The sequence below is a fragment of the Peribacillus sp. SRI_006 genome (genome assembly GCF_057586375.1).
In genome coordinates this window covers 336,531-352,163 of record NZ_JBYCZT010000004.1, presented here as the reverse complement: position 1 = coordinate 352,163, position 15,633 = coordinate 336,531, and the positions used below count along the sequence as shown (strand labels likewise).

The following is a 15,633-nucleotide window of genomic DNA, read 5'->3' as shown; positions in this document are numbered from 1 at the left end:
TCTTTGATGAAACTATTAATGAGGAGCGCTATACATACCTTTCAACAAATAGAAAGTGGGATTTTATGATTAACCTGGATCAAGTGAGTAAAAATTTTTCACAATTTCAGGCTATTAAGTCTGTTACTTTAACAATACCTAAAGGTGAAATTCATGGAATAATCGGAGCAAGCGGAGCAGGGAAATCAACGTTGCTGCGGCTAATGAATTTGTTGGAGACCCCAGATGCGGGCGAAGTGGAGGTAAACGGCCAAAGCTTGACAACATTGAACAATAAAGCACTTCGAGGGGCACGGAAGTCGATTGGCATGATCTTTCAGCATTTTAATCTTGTGGCAAATAAAACGGTTTATGACAATGTTGCAGCCTCTTTAGAGCTGGCAAATTATCCAAAGAAGGACCGTCGGAGCCGTGTTTTAGAATGTCTCCAATTTGTCGGATTGGAGGGTGAGATGGAGAGATATCCTGCACAATTAAGCGGGGGACAAAAGCAGCGTGTTGCCATTGCAAGGGCATTGGCAAATAACCCTCAAGTGTTGTTATGTGATGAACCGACCTCTTCCCTTGATCCAAATACAACCGCTGAAATATTAGACGTGCTACAAAACATCAACAAACGCTTCGGTGTGACGATCGTCATTGTTAGTCATGAGCTGGATGTCATTAAAAGTATATGCAATCGTGTATCGATCATGGCAGAGGGAGAGATTTATGACACGGTCTTAATCGAACCAACCGGGATTCAAAAAAAGGATAATCGTCCCGAATACTTTATCGAACAATTAGCAGAGAATGGTGGGCGAGGCCATGCCTGAGATTTTAGTTCAATATGAGGCAGAAATTTGGCAGTCAATTGGAGAAACCATTACGATGGTGGGTGTGTCCATTTTAGCTGCGATTTTGATTGGATTGCCTGTCGGGACCTTGCTATTTCTTTCTAGGAAGGGTCATTTGCTTGAAAATCCGTGGGCTTTCTCGATTTTAAATTTACTTGTGAATATTATCCGTTCATTCCCGTTTTTATTATTGGTTGTTTTTTTAATCCCGTTTACAAGACTCATAATCGGTACAGCCATTGGTACAGCAGCTGCTTGCGTTCCATTAGCCATCATCGCCATTGCCCATTATTCGCGATTGGTCGAACAATCTTTATTGGACGTGCCAAAGGGTGTGATCGAGGCAGCTATTTCGATGGGGGCTTCCGTTAAGGATGTCATATTTAAATTTCTTTACGTGGAGGCTCGTTCAGGGCTTGTCCTCGGACTAACAACATCGATCATCAGCTTTATTTCTTATTCAACGATCATGGGAGTGGTCGGAGGCGGCGGTATCGGCGACTTTGCCATCAGGTATGGCTACCAGCAGTTTAAAACAGAGCTAATGATTTATATGATTATCATTATGATTATTCTAGTACAGCTTATCCAATTCATTGGGACAGCTGTAGCCAGAATGATTGATAAAAGATAAATAATGGAGGGAAACATCATGAAAAAAATACTCTTTCTCATGGCAGCAATTATGTTGTTTTTAGTAGGATGTGGAAAGACGAATGAAGTAAAAGAGAAAGAAAATACGCAGAATCAGGAAAAGGAAGAGGTTACATTGAAAGTGGCCTCACTCATTCCCCCGATGACGGAAATCCTTGAGCTTGTTAAACCAAAGCTGGCAGAGGAGGGCATTAACCTGGAAATGGTCGTATTAAGTGATAATGTGCAGCCTAACACCGCACTAGCGGCAAAAGAAGTGGATGTGAACTTCTTCCAACACGTTCCATATATGGAGGAATTCAATCGAAACAAAAATGCCGAGCTAGTACCAGTGAAACCCATTTATTTTGCCAATTATGGTGTTTACTCTAAAGAATATGATTCAATGGATAAATTGCCAGAGGGTGCCGTTATTGTCATTGCAAATGATGTGTCGAATATCGATCGCTCATTGGCCTTGCTGGCACAGCATAAAGTGATCACTTTAAAGGAAAAAAAGGGTCCATACTATACAATGTCTGATATTACTAAGAACCCTAAAAACTATAAGTTTAAAGAAGTCGATTTATTAATGCTAGCGAGAACGTATGATGAAGCAGATGCGATCGTAATAACACCTGCTTACGCTGCCCCGCTTGGTTTGACACCAAAAAATGACGCCCTTCTCACAGAAGGTGTTGAAAATGACTTTGCGATTACATTAGTGGCACGCAAGGATAACGTGGATTCCGAGCCAGTCCAAAAGTTGGCCAAGGCCATGACAAGCCCGGAAGTACGCAAATTTTTAGAAGAGAAATATAGTGAAACGGCCATACCGGCATTTTGATTTTGATACAAAGAAAGGGGCTATTCCTTCCACAGGAATAGCCCTTCTTTATGCTAATAAATCCGTTTAGTAAAAAGTCCCTTCATTTCTTGAATAAATTTAGAAACTCTTCTAAAATATATTTAGTCCATAATTTTACAGTGAATAAAAATATTACATAGAAATGAATAAGAAAAGAAGTTGAAAGGACTTTCCATTATGTCGATGATTTACGAATCTCAAACACTAGTTTCTGCCATGCAAACGCGTGTCGGACAATATAAGGACCTAAAGGAACAGCTCACGGAATTAAAAAAAGGATTTGAGAGTATCGTTCATTTGGATGATGAGCTGCAGGGGCAAGGTGCAGAGGCCATTAAAGGGTTTTACAAAGCACAGATCGATGTCGTGGATTCTTGGCTGCGTCTGATCAATCGGCATATTGCCTTTTTAAGCGGAATTCAAGGAGATACAATCGAAGCGAACCTTAGTGAAACCGTGGTTACGGTTCCTTTTTTAGAGGAAGAGCTGACAAATGCCACTCGAAATTCCAAGGAAATGGTCACAGCCCAGAAAAATGATCTGAAAAAAATATTGGCTGGAATTGATGATATCATTCAGTTAGAGCCTTTTTCCGATGATGCGTTCTTTGAAAATATCGAGAAAGCTGAAACAAAACGGACCCAAACGATAGACAAAGTAAACGAAATCGATCATAAGTGGACGAATGAATATGCCAAATCCGAAGAAGACCAAGCGGCAGTGACGGCACTCATGGAGCAATTGAAAGTATCCAGTACAAGGGGAGGAGTAGTATCCCCTCTCTATTTTAATGCAGCAGCTTATAAAAATAGTGAAGCCTATAAAAACCTAGAAGTCAGGAAAAAAGAAACCGCGCAATATCTGAAGGTTAAACAAGAGGAAGCGGAGAATCGCCGGATCAAAGACTTGAAGGCCCAACTCGATCATGTAACAGATCCAGATGAGTTCCTCAAAATCGCCAAGCAGATCGGGTATGAAAACTTAGCGCCCACCCAGCAGCGATATGTCATGCAGCTAGAAGCATCCAAGCAAACCGCAGACATAGCAAAAGGAATCGGCGTAGGCCTGTATGATGTCGGGAAAGACTTCGTGACAGGAGTTTGGGACTTTGTCACAGATCCCGGGGAAACGGTTGAAGGCGTAGCAAATTCAATCATGCACCCGATAAAAACCTATAAATATATTTCCAAATCCATCTCCGACTCATATGAAAGAGATATGATAAATGGCGATGCCTATTCGCGGGCTCACTGGGTATCCTATGCCCTTGGAACAGTCGTCACATCAATAGTCGGAACTAAAGGCGCAGGAGCCATAACGAAGACAGGGGCAGCCACTACAAAAGCGGCTGCAGTAAAAGGTGCAACAAAGGCAAAAGAACTGGCCACTATCCCTAACCTATTGCCATACAACCCTAAAAACCAACTGTCGTTGGCAGGTGGAGTACCTTATAATGTGGTTAATGGTACTGGGCTGAAGGATCAGTTAATTTCAATGGCGAAAGTGGAGTCTGAGGTTAGTGGTAGGGTTAAATCTGTAAGTGATTATCTTGATGGTATAGGCGAAGCCGGTAATGTCAATGCCATTAAGATGAATAAGCTTAAAAATGCTATTCAAAATAATACTTTTAGTGTAGATGAACTCTCTGAGATTAGTAAAAAGATGTCTGAATTAGGTATTACTAAACAATATAATGAGGCATTAATTAAAATTGATTTTGGTAAGTATCTTAGAGGATTAATAGGTGGCCCACCTACTGCAATGATAAATCCTCATGCACATCATATTCTATTTAAAAAAGGTCTTGGTCAGAAGCAGCAAGAACTGGTTCGAGAAGGTCAGGAAATATTAAGAAGGTATGGGGTTGATCCAATAATTGGAAAAGAAAACCTTGTTTGGGCACCAAATGCCGTAATAGGACAACATAGTCTTGATGCTTTAGAGGAAGTAGTGAATCGGTTAAGAGCTATTGAAGCAATGGACGGTGACTTTGATGATATTGTTGAAGCTCTTGAAGATTTAGGAGACATAGCTAGTACAAGATAGTAGAAATACAGGAGGTAATGTTATGGATGAAAAAAGTCTAAATAAAACTATAAGAAATGCTATTAAGGTTGGTGATATTAATGAAGTAAAGCGTTTAATAGCCGATAATCCAGAATCTTTACATACAATGACACCATTTGGTACGTGGTTACATGTTGCAGCAAAAAAAGGACATTTTGGAATAGTAGAATATCTGATCCATAAAGGAATCGATGTTAATACAAAAGGTGATATATTTGATGCTTCTCCTTTAAGAGTGGCTGCAGGAGCGGGGCATTTGGAGATAGTAAAGTATTTAATAGATGCAGGCGCAGAATTAGATGTGACCTTAGCGAAAAGAAACCCATTATTTGGAGCAATTTATGGTGGGCATAAAGAAGTAGTTGAGCTTCTAGTTGAAAACGGAATAGATATTTCAATTAGATATACGGGAGAGAGTATTAAGAATATGGATGCATATGAATATGCTAGAGAATTTGGTCAAACTGAAATTGCTGATTATTTAAAGCAGAAGATGGATGAAAAAGAATAAAAAAGTGTTAGGGAATAAGCCTAGAAATTACGAATTTAATAGGCTCGTTAGTTTAGATGTGATTAGTAATAGACTACTTTAAATAGCTAACCATAAAGCACTTGATTGCCTTTTAGGCAACAGGTGTTTTTGTTTTCTTTTATGAGATTTCTATACTTTGGACGATATGAATAATGCTTGACTGAAATTAAAAGCTAATGAAGGTTGTACCATGTACCATCATGCAATAATGTTTTATGCTTTGTATTAAAGTAGAAATGTATTTAGATAAAGATGAATCAATAGAAACGGCATACCCATTATATATAAATGATTTAAAAGGGGATTAAAGCGTATGAAATATTCATATGAGTTTAAAAGAAACCCATTAGGATATCTAAGGATAATCCTACCACAAGAAATTAACCTTTTCTCAGACTTCATTGAAGATATTGTTTTTGAAACAGAAATGGATGAGTATATTGATATTGTTCACAAAGTAATGGAAGGTGAATACGATGAATTTGAAATAGAAGGGAATGCTACCAGTGTCTTAATAAAAAAAGATACAACGGTTCTTCATCACTTTTATATCTTCGATAAGCCAAATGAGAATGAAATAGAAACTGAACAATTTAAAGAACTTATGCTAATATGGAAAAATAAAATTCCAGAAAGATACAAAGAACCAGAGAATTAAGTTTTATAGATTTAGATAAAGCACATGGCTATCCAAAATAATATGCCTTTATGTAATCCCATGCTCTCTCTAACTGGTATCCAAATTAATACAAGGTTGTGATGTTATGTTGTCTTCTAACAAATTAGAAGAACCAGTTTTTCAGTTTTTGGCTGGAACTTTTCATCAGGATATTGAATCTTCAGAAGAGGCATTGGAAGAATTATTAACAGAGGAAAGTAAAGAGTATCTGGAATCTGCTATTTTCTTTTTAACAGATTTTATTGGAAGTGAGTATCCAGATATCGAAAAGAATGAATACATTCAATCTTGTGCAGATGGTGTGTACTTTCCCGCTCTTGGTTTAGAACCACTTCAGTGGCTCTATCAAGTAAGTGAACAAATAAAAGAAGCTGTTAAAACAAAATAGAATTATTATGAGGAAAACCTTGATGGCTAAAAGCCTTTCAATGATTTTCTTAATAACATACCTTAAACTTAATAATCGGGTTAACTATAGACTAGAATAAATTAGGAGCGTTTATAATGGTAAAACAAGGGGTGGTTTCTATATGGTTAGGTAATATCAAAAATGAAAACTCTATAGAAGAATATGTGGATTTAAAATATGATGAAGATGGGGAGTCTGTTCCTTCCAAATTTTTTATAGATTTCAATATTGATATGAATGAAACTGACGTGGATTTTATTGAAAAAGCAGTATTAAAGGAGAATAGTAATAACATTTCAGTAATGTTAGAAGGCTGTTCATATGAAGAAATTATGATCCCTAAAATTAATAAACATTTTAATTTAACGAAGTCATATAATGCCGTAGTTCTAATATATAACTTTGAATATGATAATAAAATTAATTCAATAGGTGAGTTTGATTTTATCACTTCTATTAGTTATGTATAATAGATTTTGAAAATTATTGAAATAATGGGGAGTTATAATGTGGATAAGAAAGATATTAGTTTCCTTGAACAGCTACTTTATGATACAGATAAAGAAATAATAATCAATAAGATAACGAATATAGATAACCCTTTATTTCTTCATTTTTTTGCTGCAAATTATAATTGGAATAGTGGATTTGATGTACCAAGTGTTATCTTAGAAAACGAGGCTTGTGATTTAGGAACCGGTTTACTAATGTTTCATTATGCAGACGGCTATCGTATGTTAGAAGATTCATATGAAGTTTCAAGTTCTTCGTTAGAGGAATGGAAAGGTTTTTTGAATAAGATTCACAATAAACTTATAAACTTTGAATTTAAATCTCAGAATATTTCCTTTGACCCTGAATTAACTAAAATTCAAAAGTATAAGTTGAAAAAGAATAACCCAAACATTCCTGATATTCTTATTAATAAATCACCAGGCGAAGTGGTTGATATTCCGGTTTATCATTTTGGAAAGGGCTGTAATTAAGGAGAGGAGGAAAAAATGAGTAAATGGTTTTCTAAAGAGGAATTAGTTGAACTAGTAAATAAAATATGTAATCCTATGCTGTCTGATGAAGAAGTAAGTGAATATTTAGAAGTTTTAGAAGACAATGTTCCTCATCCTGCCCTTAGTGACTTAATTTTTTGGAATGATGAGGATTTAACACCAGAGGAAGTAGTAGAGATTTCCTTAGCATATGAGGAAGAAAAATAATGAATTTAGAACAGAACACGTATTAGTAAAACCTTGAATGCCATTTACCATTCAAGGTTTATTTTTTCGTGGGGCTACCCTTAATTAAAAGGAGTTTTTAAATCAAGATTAGTAGGTGATTTTGGTGAAATATTCAGCTTTACAGGAATTTATTAAGCAGTATGGCGAAGATGATGATTTTACAGGTGGAGTAAGTGAAGACAAAGTAAAAGAAACTGAACAAAAATTACAGGTTTCATTACCGGAAAGTTACAAGTGGTTTTTAAGAAATTATGGTTACGGTGGACTTTTTGGAGTGAGAATAATTGGATATGGTTTTACGGGTCCAGCAGTAGTAGATTCTACCAAAGATCATCAAAAGTATTATGGTTTAATCGATGGAATTGTGGTTATAGAAGATATTGATGAATTTGCCTATTGCCTCGATACTAATAAAATGATAAATGGAGAATGTCCAGTTATAATGTGGGATAATCAGGAAGGCTATGGTCGAACGCTTACCGATAATTTTTTAGACTATTTAATCGAACGTCTTGAATTGGCAAAAGAAGAATGGGGAGAAGGTGAAGAAGCTTGGTAAAAGCTGAGGGGAATAGTTATTTATCTTGTTTTGTTATAAAATAAGAATTGTTTTTATATAAGAAGAAGTGGATAGAGCCTTTCGAAAAAGGGGCTATCCATTTTTTTATTCAAAAAAGGAACAAAACTATTCATATAGGTAAGGAGTTTGTGGATTTTGGGACTCTGTCACAAACTCCTGTGGTAACCACTCTAAAAGCAGCTGTAGTAAAAGGCGTTATGAAGGCAAAAGAATTAGTCTCAACTCCTAAGCTATTGCCTTACAATCCTAAAAACAAACTATTGTTGGCAGGGGGAGTACTGAATGAATAAAGAGGAATTAACAAATTTTATTAATGAATATAAGGAGTCAGATGACTACACAGGTGGAGTAGATGAAAGTCAAATCAATATTGTCCAAAATGTGCTAGGGGTGGAATTACCAGAAAGCTATAAGTGGTTTTTAACTACCTATGGTTCTGGTGGGTCATTTGGTGTTGATATTTTAGGAGTGGCTAAGTCAAATAGAGCTCCTGTTGTTGTTAACACGAAGAGTTATAGAGATTTAGGGTTGGATAAGGATTTAGTAGTTATTGAAGATGCTGGAGAATATGTCTATTGTTTATATACAAGCAAAGTGGAGAATAATGAGTGCCCAGTAATAGCGTGGAATAGACAAGGGGGACTTGATAACTACAATACAGCAAAGAATTTTTATGAGTTTTTATCACAAAGGTTATTGGATGCAAAAGAAGCATGGGAAGAAGATTTTTAAAATTGATAACAAGAAGCAAAATATAAAAGGGATCTCGTTATCCAATGGGATAAGTTTTTTAGGTTTATATGAAACTTAATTGGGAAGATAAAATGTATTGGGAAACGTTGGTAGTTTACCTGAAATGTGCATAAAAGGATGTGGTTATAAATGAATAATGATAAACATCTTAAATCAGAAACTCCAATATTAGGAACAGACCATACTATTTTAGATTTCTGGAAATGGGGATTTTCAAATATTCTAACAAACAACCTAAGGGGAATTTTTGCTGAGTTTTTAATTGGAACTGCTCTTGGCTGTTTAAATCAATTACGAGTTGAATGGGATTCTTATGATTTAGTTTATAAAGGCATGAAAATTGAGGTCAAATCTTCTGCGTATATCCAAGCATGGCATAAGGAAAAATATTCAAACATCAGTTTTAGTATTGGGGCAAAAAAAGAATATGATTATTCTACAAATAAATATAACCCTACGGTAAAACGGAATGCTGATATATATGTATTTTGTTTACTAAAAGAAAAAAATCATGAAATAATTGAACCATTAAATGTGAAACAATGGGATTTTTACGTTGCATTAACTAAAGACTTAGATATATATTTTCCTAATCAAAAAACAATATCTTTAAATTCACTAAAAAAAATAGCTCAACCAAGTACATATGAAGAATTAAAACAGATAATAGATGGTCTATTGTAAGAGTTTTTTACGATTCTTGGTGTTTTGGAATAATAACAATTAAGAATAATTACGATAAATATTTAATAATATAAAAGCAAAAATGGTCTTTTAAGAAATATGCAATATAAAAAAGATAAAGACTTACTAAAACTACTTAATGAAGTCAGAATAGAATATATTTTCCTATAGAAACAGGCCAGAGTATGTATTATTGTTTTACGAGTTATTGAAATACATCTGATAATCCCTTATATATTAACCACAGTCAGGAGCAAATCATGGACATCGAGAAAAAACTAATTGTCAATTCAGACAAGGGTAATTTATTAAATGAATTAATTTCTTCTATAAATGAATGTGAAAAGTTTTATTTCAGCGTGGCCTTTATTAATTATAGTGGTCTTCAGCTGTTGTTGGATACTTTCAAGAACGCGGAAAAAAGGGGCGTAAAGGGGAAGATTATTACTTCTACTTATCTGAATTTTACTGAAGCGAAGGCTTTAAAGAAAATAAATGAGTTTAGTAATATTCATTTGAAGATTTTTGAGACAGATAAGGCGATTGGTTTTCATACGAAAGCGTATATTTTTGAATTTAAGGATAGTTATAAGGTGATTATTGGTTCTTCTAATATTACTCAAAGTGCCCTTAAGAGTAATATTGAGTGGAATGTTGAGATTATTGCTAAAGAGAATGCTCAATTTCTGAAAGATGTTTTAAAGGAATATGATGGCTTATGGAATAGTAGTGTCGTAGCAGATGACAATTTCATAAGTAAGTATGAAGAGTTTCTGAGTAAATTAAAGGGCTATACGAATACACAGCAATTTATTTATGAAAGCTCTGAATATATTATTCCCAATAACATGCAAAAACGTGCGGTAGAAAACCTTGAAAGAATTAGATCGTTTGGGGAAAAGAAGGCTTTGGTTATAGCAGCAACAGGGACGGGTAAAACGTATATGTCTGCTTTTGACGTAAAGGGATTCAAGCCTAAAAGATTACTGTTCATTGTACATAGAGAAGAAATATTAAAAAAAGCAAAAGAGACCTTTGAAAAGCTCCTTCCTAATGAAAAACTGACATTTGGATTACTGACTGGGAATCAAAAGCAAAAAAATGCCGATTATATTTTTTCTACCATACAAACTTTGTCTAAATGCTACGAGGAATTTAAACGAGACGAATTTGATTATATTATTTTTGACGAGGCTCATCATGCAACAAGCCCAAGCTATCAAGCAGTGCTAGAATATTTCGACCCACAGTTCACATTAGGGATGACAGCTACTCCAGAGAGAAGCGATCAACAAAATGTCTTTGACCTATTTGATAATAATGTTGCATTAGAAGTTCGTTTACATGAAGCTTTAGAGGATGAACTTGTTATTCCCTTTCATTATTTTGGTATTACCGATATTGAGGGAATTGATTTAAGTGATGTAGATATTGACGATGTAGCGGAGATAACGAAGAGATTAAAGGTTAATGAGAGAGTCGACTTTATTATTAAGAATATGAATTTCTATGGTCATGACGGTGAAAAAAGAAAAGGTCTAGGGTTTTGTGTAGCCGTTGAACATGCACAATATATGGCACAAGAATTCAATAGTAGGGGTATTCAAAGTATCTGTTTATCTGGAAATGACTCAGTCGAGCAGAGATCGTATTATATAAATAGATTAGAAGATGATCATGATGATTTAGAATTTATTTTCACCGTTGATATTTTTAATGAAGGTGTTGATATTCCTTCAGTAAATACCGTATTAATGTTAAGACCTACTAATTCTCCAATAGTTTTTATTCAACAGCTAGGACGAGGACTTCGCAAACATAAAGACAAGACTTTCCTAACAGTACTTGATTTTATCGGGAATCATAGTAAAACGTTCTTAATTGCCATCGCCTTAAATGGAAGCCGTTATTATGATAAAGAAAGCTTGAAGGTAGCTATTGCAACTGGCTTTGCAAATATTCCAGGGTGTACGCATATTCAAATGGATAAAATTTCTGAAGAACGGATATTAGCGCAGATTGATAAGGAAAACTTTAATTCTTTGAAGTATTTGAAGGAAGAGTACTTTGAATTTAAGAAAATGAATCAAGGTAAAATTCCATTATTATTAATGGATTATATGAAATTTGATGGAGCTCCAGATCCGATTAAGTTTATTAATCGCGAAAAAACATATTTGCAATTTGTAGCAAAAGTAGAAAAAGAAGATTCCTTGAAAAGGCTATTACTAGACGAAGCTTTTGAAGGAGTATTAAAGGAATTATCGAGCAAGTTACCTTTAAAGCGAGTGTATGAATTTGCTATTGCTAAATATCTATTGGACCATGATGATATTTCTTTAGAAACCGCGAAACATGAGATATTGAAGTTGATTAAAGAGGTAGATGAAGATAGCGTATTACATGCCTTGCAGTGTCTAAATCAGGATTTTTATGATCCTGGTCAGAAAAAGAGGAACTTTAAGTTATTTGCTCTTGAAAATGGTCATTTAACTAAGACAGCTTCTTATCAAAAGGTTTTACAGAATGAAGAATATAGAAGATATGTAGAAGATCTTATTATTTATGGAATCTTTAGATATGAAAAGGAATTTAAAGAAGACTACTATGGTGTTCCACATTTGAAGCTGTATGAACAATATCAAATGGGTGATGCTGCATTACTTTCAAATTATCGCAAAAGCCACAGTGCTTTTAGGGGTTCTGGTCTACTTTCAAATGGAAATGACTACTTCTTATTTATTGATTTGCACAAGGAAGAAGATATTAAAGAGAGCATTAATTACCACGATGAATTTATAAACGAACGCATTTTTCAATGGCAGACTCCAAATAGTACTGCCCCAAGTTCTGAGAGAGGAAAGAATATTGTTTTCAATCAGGATAGAGGGATACATTTACATTTATTTATTAGAAAGTATAAAGAAATAGACGGAAAGACAGAACCGTATATTTATATCGGGAAGGGTAACACCGTGGAATATGAAGGGGAAAAGCCAATTACTGTTACAATGGAATTAGAGAATGAAGTTCCTGCTAGTTTATATACGGAGTTCACTAAAAGAGTATAGTCTTCTCATTTGAGAAGACTATTTTTTTCATTTATCAATTGTTCCACAGCTGGAATGTCAGCAGGAGCCCATTTTAGAGAGCTCAGATTCTCGCGCTTTAACCATATCAGTTTAGAATGCTCATTGACTGTTGGGGTACCTCCAATGATTCTACATTTTATAGACAGTAGGTTAATGATGAAGGTTTCATATTCATGCGTATTATCATTAAAGATTGAAGCCTCTGTTTCAACCTGACATTGTAATTCCTCATCAATCTCTCTTTTTAAAGCAGTAAAAATATCTTCTCCCTTTTCTACTTTTCCACCTGGAAACTCCCACATGTTCGGGATGCTCATTTCTGGAGAGCGTAACGCACATAGTATTTCATCATTTTCATTTTCAATAATGGCTGCAACTACTTTAACTTGCTTTTTCATGTTATCCTCCTATAGGTTTTGCTATGATTAAATAATATCATGATTAAGTGAGGTTTGTGTTAAATACAAAATTTGGGTAAGTGATATAATTGTAAGATAAACTTTGAAGGAGGCTACTTTATGCCAGTCCACAATAAATTAGTCCGTGATCGGATTCCAGAAGTGATTGAAGCTACAGGTAAGAAGTTTACAACAAAAGTGTTAAATGAGAAGGAATACATAGAAGAATTGAAAAAGAAGAGCTTTGAAGAGTTACAGGAATATGTAGAGACAGAAAGTAAAGAGGAAGCGATTGAAGAGTTGGCGGATGTGTTAGAAATCCTTCATGCTTTGGCTGAGTATCATGGAGCTTCTATTGAGGAAGTGGAGAAAGTAAGGAAGAACAAAGCAGATAAACGCGGGGGGTTTAAGGAGAAGATTTATCTAATTGAGGTTGAAGATGAGTAAGGTCCAATTAATTGCCGGTCAATTAGGGTCACACTTATTGAAGCAGATTGATTCTGCTTCTTCTATTTGTATTTTGACCTCTTTTGTTATGAAATCTGGTGTTCAATATTTGAGAGAAGCATTAAGAGCGGCTGCTGAACGTGGAGCGGAAATTAAAGTGTGTACTGGCGATTATTTGTTTGTGACCCAGCCAGAAGCATTAAGGATATTGTTAGAGATTGATTCAAGGATTGAGGTCAGATTATGGAAGAGTAATGGAGTGTCCTTTCATCCTAAAGCTTATCTATTTCAAAAAGAAAACCAAGATAGCCTGTTTGTTGGATCGTCCAATCTTTCTCGTTCTGCTTTAAGTAATGGAGTGGAATGGAGTCTTTCTGTTAGTGATGATGAAGAAGTATTTTCTCAAGGTCTGCATCTATTTTTAGAAACGTTTTATAGTGACCATACGATTTCTTTAAATCAAGAAACGTTGAAGAATTATGAAGAAAGCTATGAGAAGTTTCATATAACTAATCCAAATCTTCTTCAAAAGTGGACAGAGACAGAGGAAATGGATTTAATGCTTCCAAGTGAAGTTGATGAGTCTATTCCAACAACGGAGATCATTCATGAATCATCTGCATCATATGGGGAAATTTATCCTCGCTTTGCACAAATTGAGGCATTAGAGGAATTAAATAAAACAATGGAAGAAGATTATGATAAGGCGTTAGTCGTGATGGCCACCGGATTAGGAAAGACATATTTAGCCGGGTTCTTTGCGCGCAATTTTAAACGGGTGCTGTTTATTGCACATCTTGAAGAAATTCTATATCAGGCTAAGAAGTCATTCCAAACGGTTATGCCGGAAGCGAGCTTTTCTATTTATAATGGCAAGGTGAAGGAAAGGCATGGACATAGCATTTTTGCTTCGATTTACACGTTAAGCATGCAGCGTCATCTTCAAGCTTTTGATCCCGAAGAATTTGACTTGATTATCGTCGATGAGTTTCATCATGCAGCGGCTGATTCTTATCAACGAGTACTAGATTACTTCAAACCGAAATTTTTGCTTGGAATCACGGCCACACCGGATCGGAATGATAACAAGGATGTATATGCTATCTGCGGTGGAAATGTAGCATTCCGGATGGATTTCCTTGAGGCAATTCGACGGAACTGGTTAGCGCCTTTTAAATATTTTGGTGTGTATGATGATACAGATTATAGTCAGATTACTTGGCTCGGAAATCGATATGATGAAAAGGAGTTACTACAGCTTCAATTACGGGATGAGATGGCTCAAAAAGTATTGAGCGCGTGGAAGGAAAAAAGAAAAACACGTACAATTGGTTTCTGTTCATCCATTAGGCAAGCAGATTTTCTTTCTGACTTTTTTAATCAAAAGGGCTATAGGGCAATTAGTCTACATTCAAGGCAAAAAGACATGAATAGAGATGATGCAATAAGTCAGCTTACAGCTGGAGCCCTCGATATTATCTTTACTGTCAATCTATTCAATGAGGGAGTCGATATCCCGGCTGTTGATACGCTTTTATTTGTTAGACCAACAGAATCTTTAACGGTCTTTACCCAGCAGATTGGCAGAGGGCTAAGACTACATGACTCCAAGGATCATTGCGTTATCATTGATTTAATCGGTAATTATCGAAATGCAGATGTTAAATTAAGTTTGTTTGATACAAATTTGAGCAAGCAGAAGACGAAAACCATTGAACCGGTTGTTCCTGAGTTATGCGATATAGAATTAGATATCCAGGTTATTAATCTCTTAAAGGAAATGGTGAAAAAGAAGCAGCCTAGACGAGATAAATTAGTAAATGATTATCACATATTAAAGCAGAAATTAGGAAGAAGGCCTTCCTATTTAGAATTACATCTAAAAGGGGCCTCTGACTCCCTGCAGTATCGTCAGGAATTCTCTTCATATTATGGATTCTTGGAATATGCTAAAGAGCTTTCAGAAAATGAATCAGAAATCTTTCATCGATATGAACAATGGCTAGTTGAAGTAGAGAAAACAGGTATGGCGAAGAGCTATAAAATGGTCGTTCTGCTAGCGATGCTAGAGCGTGGGGAGTATAGTTGGTTCAAGCCAATCACCTCTGAGGAAGCAGCACCATTCTTTCATAGCTACTTAACAGAAACAGAGTATCGAAAACAAATTGACTTTGCTGACAAATCATCTAAAAAGCTATGGAACTACGATAAAGAAGGGGTGAGCAAGTTGATTGCAACTATGCCTATGTCTAAGTGGAGTGGCAGCTCTAAAGGATTGATTTCTTACGATGAAGATATTTTCAGTCTGAATTTTGATGTCAGACCAGAAGACCAAAGGGTTTTGTTTGATATGACCAAGGATATTTGTGAATATCGACTTCATTATCACTTTGAGCGCAAGGCTAAGTAAAAGTACCCAT

17 protein-coding genes are annotated in these 15,633 nt (G+C 35.4%); 16 read left to right on the top strand and 1 reads right to left on the bottom strand.

Annotated features, from left to right (window positions below; genetic code table 11):
• Nucleotides 1-65 precede the first annotated feature (65 nt).
• The 14 genes from AC2YHV_RS07795 to AC2YHV_RS07730 all read left to right on the top strand — a co-directional run bounded on the left by AC2YHV_RS07795 (nt 66) and on the right by AC2YHV_RS07730 (nt 12,347).
• Nucleotides 66-815 (top strand): methionine ABC transporter ATP-binding protein, encoded by a 750-nt coding sequence (locus tag AC2YHV_RS07795; RefSeq protein ID WP_487372969.1) that lies wholly within the window; start codon nt 66-68, stop codon nt 813-815.
• On the top strand, nt 808-1,470 hold the full coding sequence (locus AC2YHV_RS07790; protein ID WP_095391680.1) for a methionine ABC transporter permease: 663 nt from the start codon (nt 808-810) through the stop codon (nt 1,468-1,470). Before AC2YHV_RS07795 ends, AC2YHV_RS07790 begins: the two co-directional genes overlap by 8 nt.
• A gap of 18 nt (nt 1,471-1,488) precedes the next feature.
• On the top strand, nt 1,489-2,316 hold the full coding sequence (locus AC2YHV_RS07785; RefSeq protein ID WP_487372968.1) for a MetQ/NlpA family ABC transporter substrate-binding protein: 828 nt from the start codon (nt 1,489-1,491) through the stop codon (nt 2,314-2,316).
• A 198-nt stretch (nt 2,317-2,514) separates the two neighbouring features.
• Complete coding sequence (locus AC2YHV_RS07780) at nt 2,515-4,383, top strand: T7SS effector LXG polymorphic toxin (protein ID WP_487372967.1); 1,869 nt, start codon at nt 2,515-2,517, stop codon at nt 4,381-4,383.
• Between the two features lie 22 nt (nt 4,384-4,405).
• Nucleotides 4,406-4,915: an ankyrin repeat domain-containing protein gene (locus AC2YHV_RS07775; protein WP_487372966.1), complete on the top strand. Its 510-nt coding sequence runs from the start codon at nt 4,406-4,408 to the stop codon at nt 4,913-4,915.
• Between the two features lie 334 nt (nt 4,916-5,249).
• On the top strand, nt 5,250-5,594 hold the full coding sequence (locus tag AC2YHV_RS07770; RefSeq protein ID WP_487372965.1) for a tRNA-Val4: 345 nt from the start codon (nt 5,250-5,252) through the stop codon (nt 5,592-5,594).
• Between the two features lie 106 nt (nt 5,595-5,700).
• Nucleotides 5,701-6,003 carry a contact-dependent growth inhibition system immunity protein gene (locus AC2YHV_RS07765; protein WP_487372964.1) on the top strand — a complete coding sequence of 101 codons (303 nt, stop codon included), beginning with the start codon at nt 5,701-5,703 and terminating at the stop codon, nt 6,001-6,003.
• Nucleotides 6,004-6,119: 116 nt separating this feature from the next.
• A complete protein-coding gene (locus tag AC2YHV_RS07760; protein WP_487372963.1) occupies nt 6,120-6,494 on the top strand; it encodes an immunity 22 family protein in 375 nt (124 codons plus the stop codon).
• A 39-nt stretch (nt 6,495-6,533) separates the two neighbouring features.
• Complete coding sequence (locus AC2YHV_RS07755; protein ID WP_487372962.1) at nt 6,534-7,010, top strand: DUF4274 domain-containing protein; 477 nt, start codon at nt 6,534-6,536, stop codon at nt 7,008-7,010.
• A gap of 15 nt (nt 7,011-7,025) precedes the next feature.
• Complete coding sequence (locus AC2YHV_RS07750) at nt 7,026-7,238, top strand: bacteriocin immunity protein (protein WP_487372961.1); 213 nt, start codon at nt 7,026-7,028, stop codon at nt 7,236-7,238.
• Nucleotides 7,239-7,362: 124 nt separating this feature from the next.
• A complete protein-coding gene (locus AC2YHV_RS07745) occupies nt 7,363-7,818 on the top strand; it encodes an SMI1/KNR4 family protein (RefSeq protein WP_487372960.1) in 456 nt (151 codons plus the stop codon).
• 303 nt (nt 7,819-8,121) lie between these two features.
• Entirely contained in the window at nt 8,122-8,571 is a 450-nt protein-coding gene (locus AC2YHV_RS07740; RefSeq protein ID WP_487372959.1) for an SMI1/KNR4 family protein, read from the top strand.
• Between the two features lie 150 nt (nt 8,572-8,721).
• Nucleotides 8,722-9,276, top strand: a complete 555-nt coding sequence (locus AC2YHV_RS07735; RefSeq protein WP_487372958.1) for a hypothetical protein — start codon at nt 8,722-8,724, stop codon at nt 9,274-9,276.
• Between the two features lie 260 nt (nt 9,277-9,536).
• Complete coding sequence (locus AC2YHV_RS07730) at nt 9,537-12,347, top strand: DEAD/DEAH box helicase (RefSeq protein ID WP_487372957.1); 2,811 nt, start codon at nt 9,537-9,539, stop codon at nt 12,345-12,347.
• A 5-nt stretch (nt 12,348-12,352) separates the two neighbouring features.
• Here AC2YHV_RS07730 and AC2YHV_RS07725 read toward each other — a convergent pair whose 3' ends face one another.
• The gene (locus AC2YHV_RS07725) at nt 12,353-12,766 is read right to left on the bottom strand and encodes a (deoxy)nucleoside triphosphate pyrophosphohydrolase (RefSeq protein ID WP_487372956.1); all 414 of its coding nucleotides are present in this window, start codon (nt 12,764-12,766) and stop codon (nt 12,353-12,355) included.
• 120 nt (nt 12,767-12,886) lie between these two features.
• On the opposite strand from AC2YHV_RS07725, the gene AC2YHV_RS07720 reads away from it, so the two are divergent.
• Together AC2YHV_RS07720 and AC2YHV_RS07715 are read left to right on the top strand one after the other, a co-directional pair.
• Complete coding sequence (locus tag AC2YHV_RS07720; RefSeq protein ID WP_098937319.1) at nt 12,887-13,213, top strand: nucleoside triphosphate pyrophosphohydrolase; 327 nt, start codon at nt 12,887-12,889, stop codon at nt 13,211-13,213.
• Complete coding sequence (locus AC2YHV_RS07715; RefSeq protein WP_487372955.1) at nt 13,206-15,623, top strand: DEAD/DEAH box helicase family protein; 2,418 nt, start codon at nt 13,206-13,208, stop codon at nt 15,621-15,623. The genes AC2YHV_RS07720 and AC2YHV_RS07715 overlap by 8 nt, the downstream gene beginning before the upstream one ends.
• Nucleotides 15,624-15,633: the final 10 nt, after the last annotated feature.

Coding starts and splice junctions, on each gene's coding strand:
- AC2YHV_RS07795 (WP_487372969.1), top strand. CDS start 66: ATGATTAACCTGGATCAAGTGAGTAAAAATTTTTCACAATTTCAGGCT.
- AC2YHV_RS07790 (WP_095391680.1), top strand. CDS start 808: ATGCCTGAGATTTTAGTTCAATATGAGGCAGAAATTTGGCAGTCAATT.
- AC2YHV_RS07785 (WP_487372968.1), top strand. CDS start 1,489: ATGAAAAAAATACTCTTTCTCATGGCAGCAATTATGTTGTTTTTAGTA.
- AC2YHV_RS07780 (WP_487372967.1), top strand. CDS start 2,515: ATGTCGATGATTTACGAATCTCAAACACTAGTTTCTGCCATGCAAACG.
- AC2YHV_RS07775 (WP_487372966.1), top strand. CDS start 4,406: ATGGATGAAAAAAGTCTAAATAAAACTATAAGAAATGCTATTAAGGTT.
- AC2YHV_RS07770 (WP_487372965.1), top strand. CDS start 5,250: ATGAAATATTCATATGAGTTTAAAAGAAACCCATTAGGATATCTAAGG.
- AC2YHV_RS07765 (WP_487372964.1), top strand. CDS start 5,701: ATGTTGTCTTCTAACAAATTAGAAGAACCAGTTTTTCAGTTTTTGGCT.
- AC2YHV_RS07760 (WP_487372963.1), top strand. CDS start 6,120: ATGGTAAAACAAGGGGTGGTTTCTATATGGTTAGGTAATATCAAAAAT.
- AC2YHV_RS07750 (WP_487372961.1), top strand. CDS start 7,026: ATGAGTAAATGGTTTTCTAAAGAGGAATTAGTTGAACTAGTAAATAAA.
- AC2YHV_RS07740 (WP_487372959.1), top strand. CDS start 8,122: ATGAATAAAGAGGAATTAACAAATTTTATTAATGAATATAAGGAGTCA.
- AC2YHV_RS07735 (WP_487372958.1), top strand. CDS start 8,722: ATGAATAATGATAAACATCTTAAATCAGAAACTCCAATATTAGGAACA.
- AC2YHV_RS07730 (WP_487372957.1), top strand. CDS start 9,537: ATGGACATCGAGAAAAAACTAATTGTCAATTCAGACAAGGGTAATTTA.
- AC2YHV_RS07725 (WP_487372956.1), bottom strand. CDS start 12,766: ATGAAAAAGCAAGTTAAAGTAGTTGCAGCCATTATTGAAAATGAAAAT.
- AC2YHV_RS07720 (WP_098937319.1), top strand. CDS start 12,887: ATGCCAGTCCACAATAAATTAGTCCGTGATCGGATTCCAGAAGTGATT.
- AC2YHV_RS07715 (WP_487372955.1), top strand. CDS start 13,206: ATGAGTAAGGTCCAATTAATTGCCGGTCAATTAGGGTCACACTTATTG.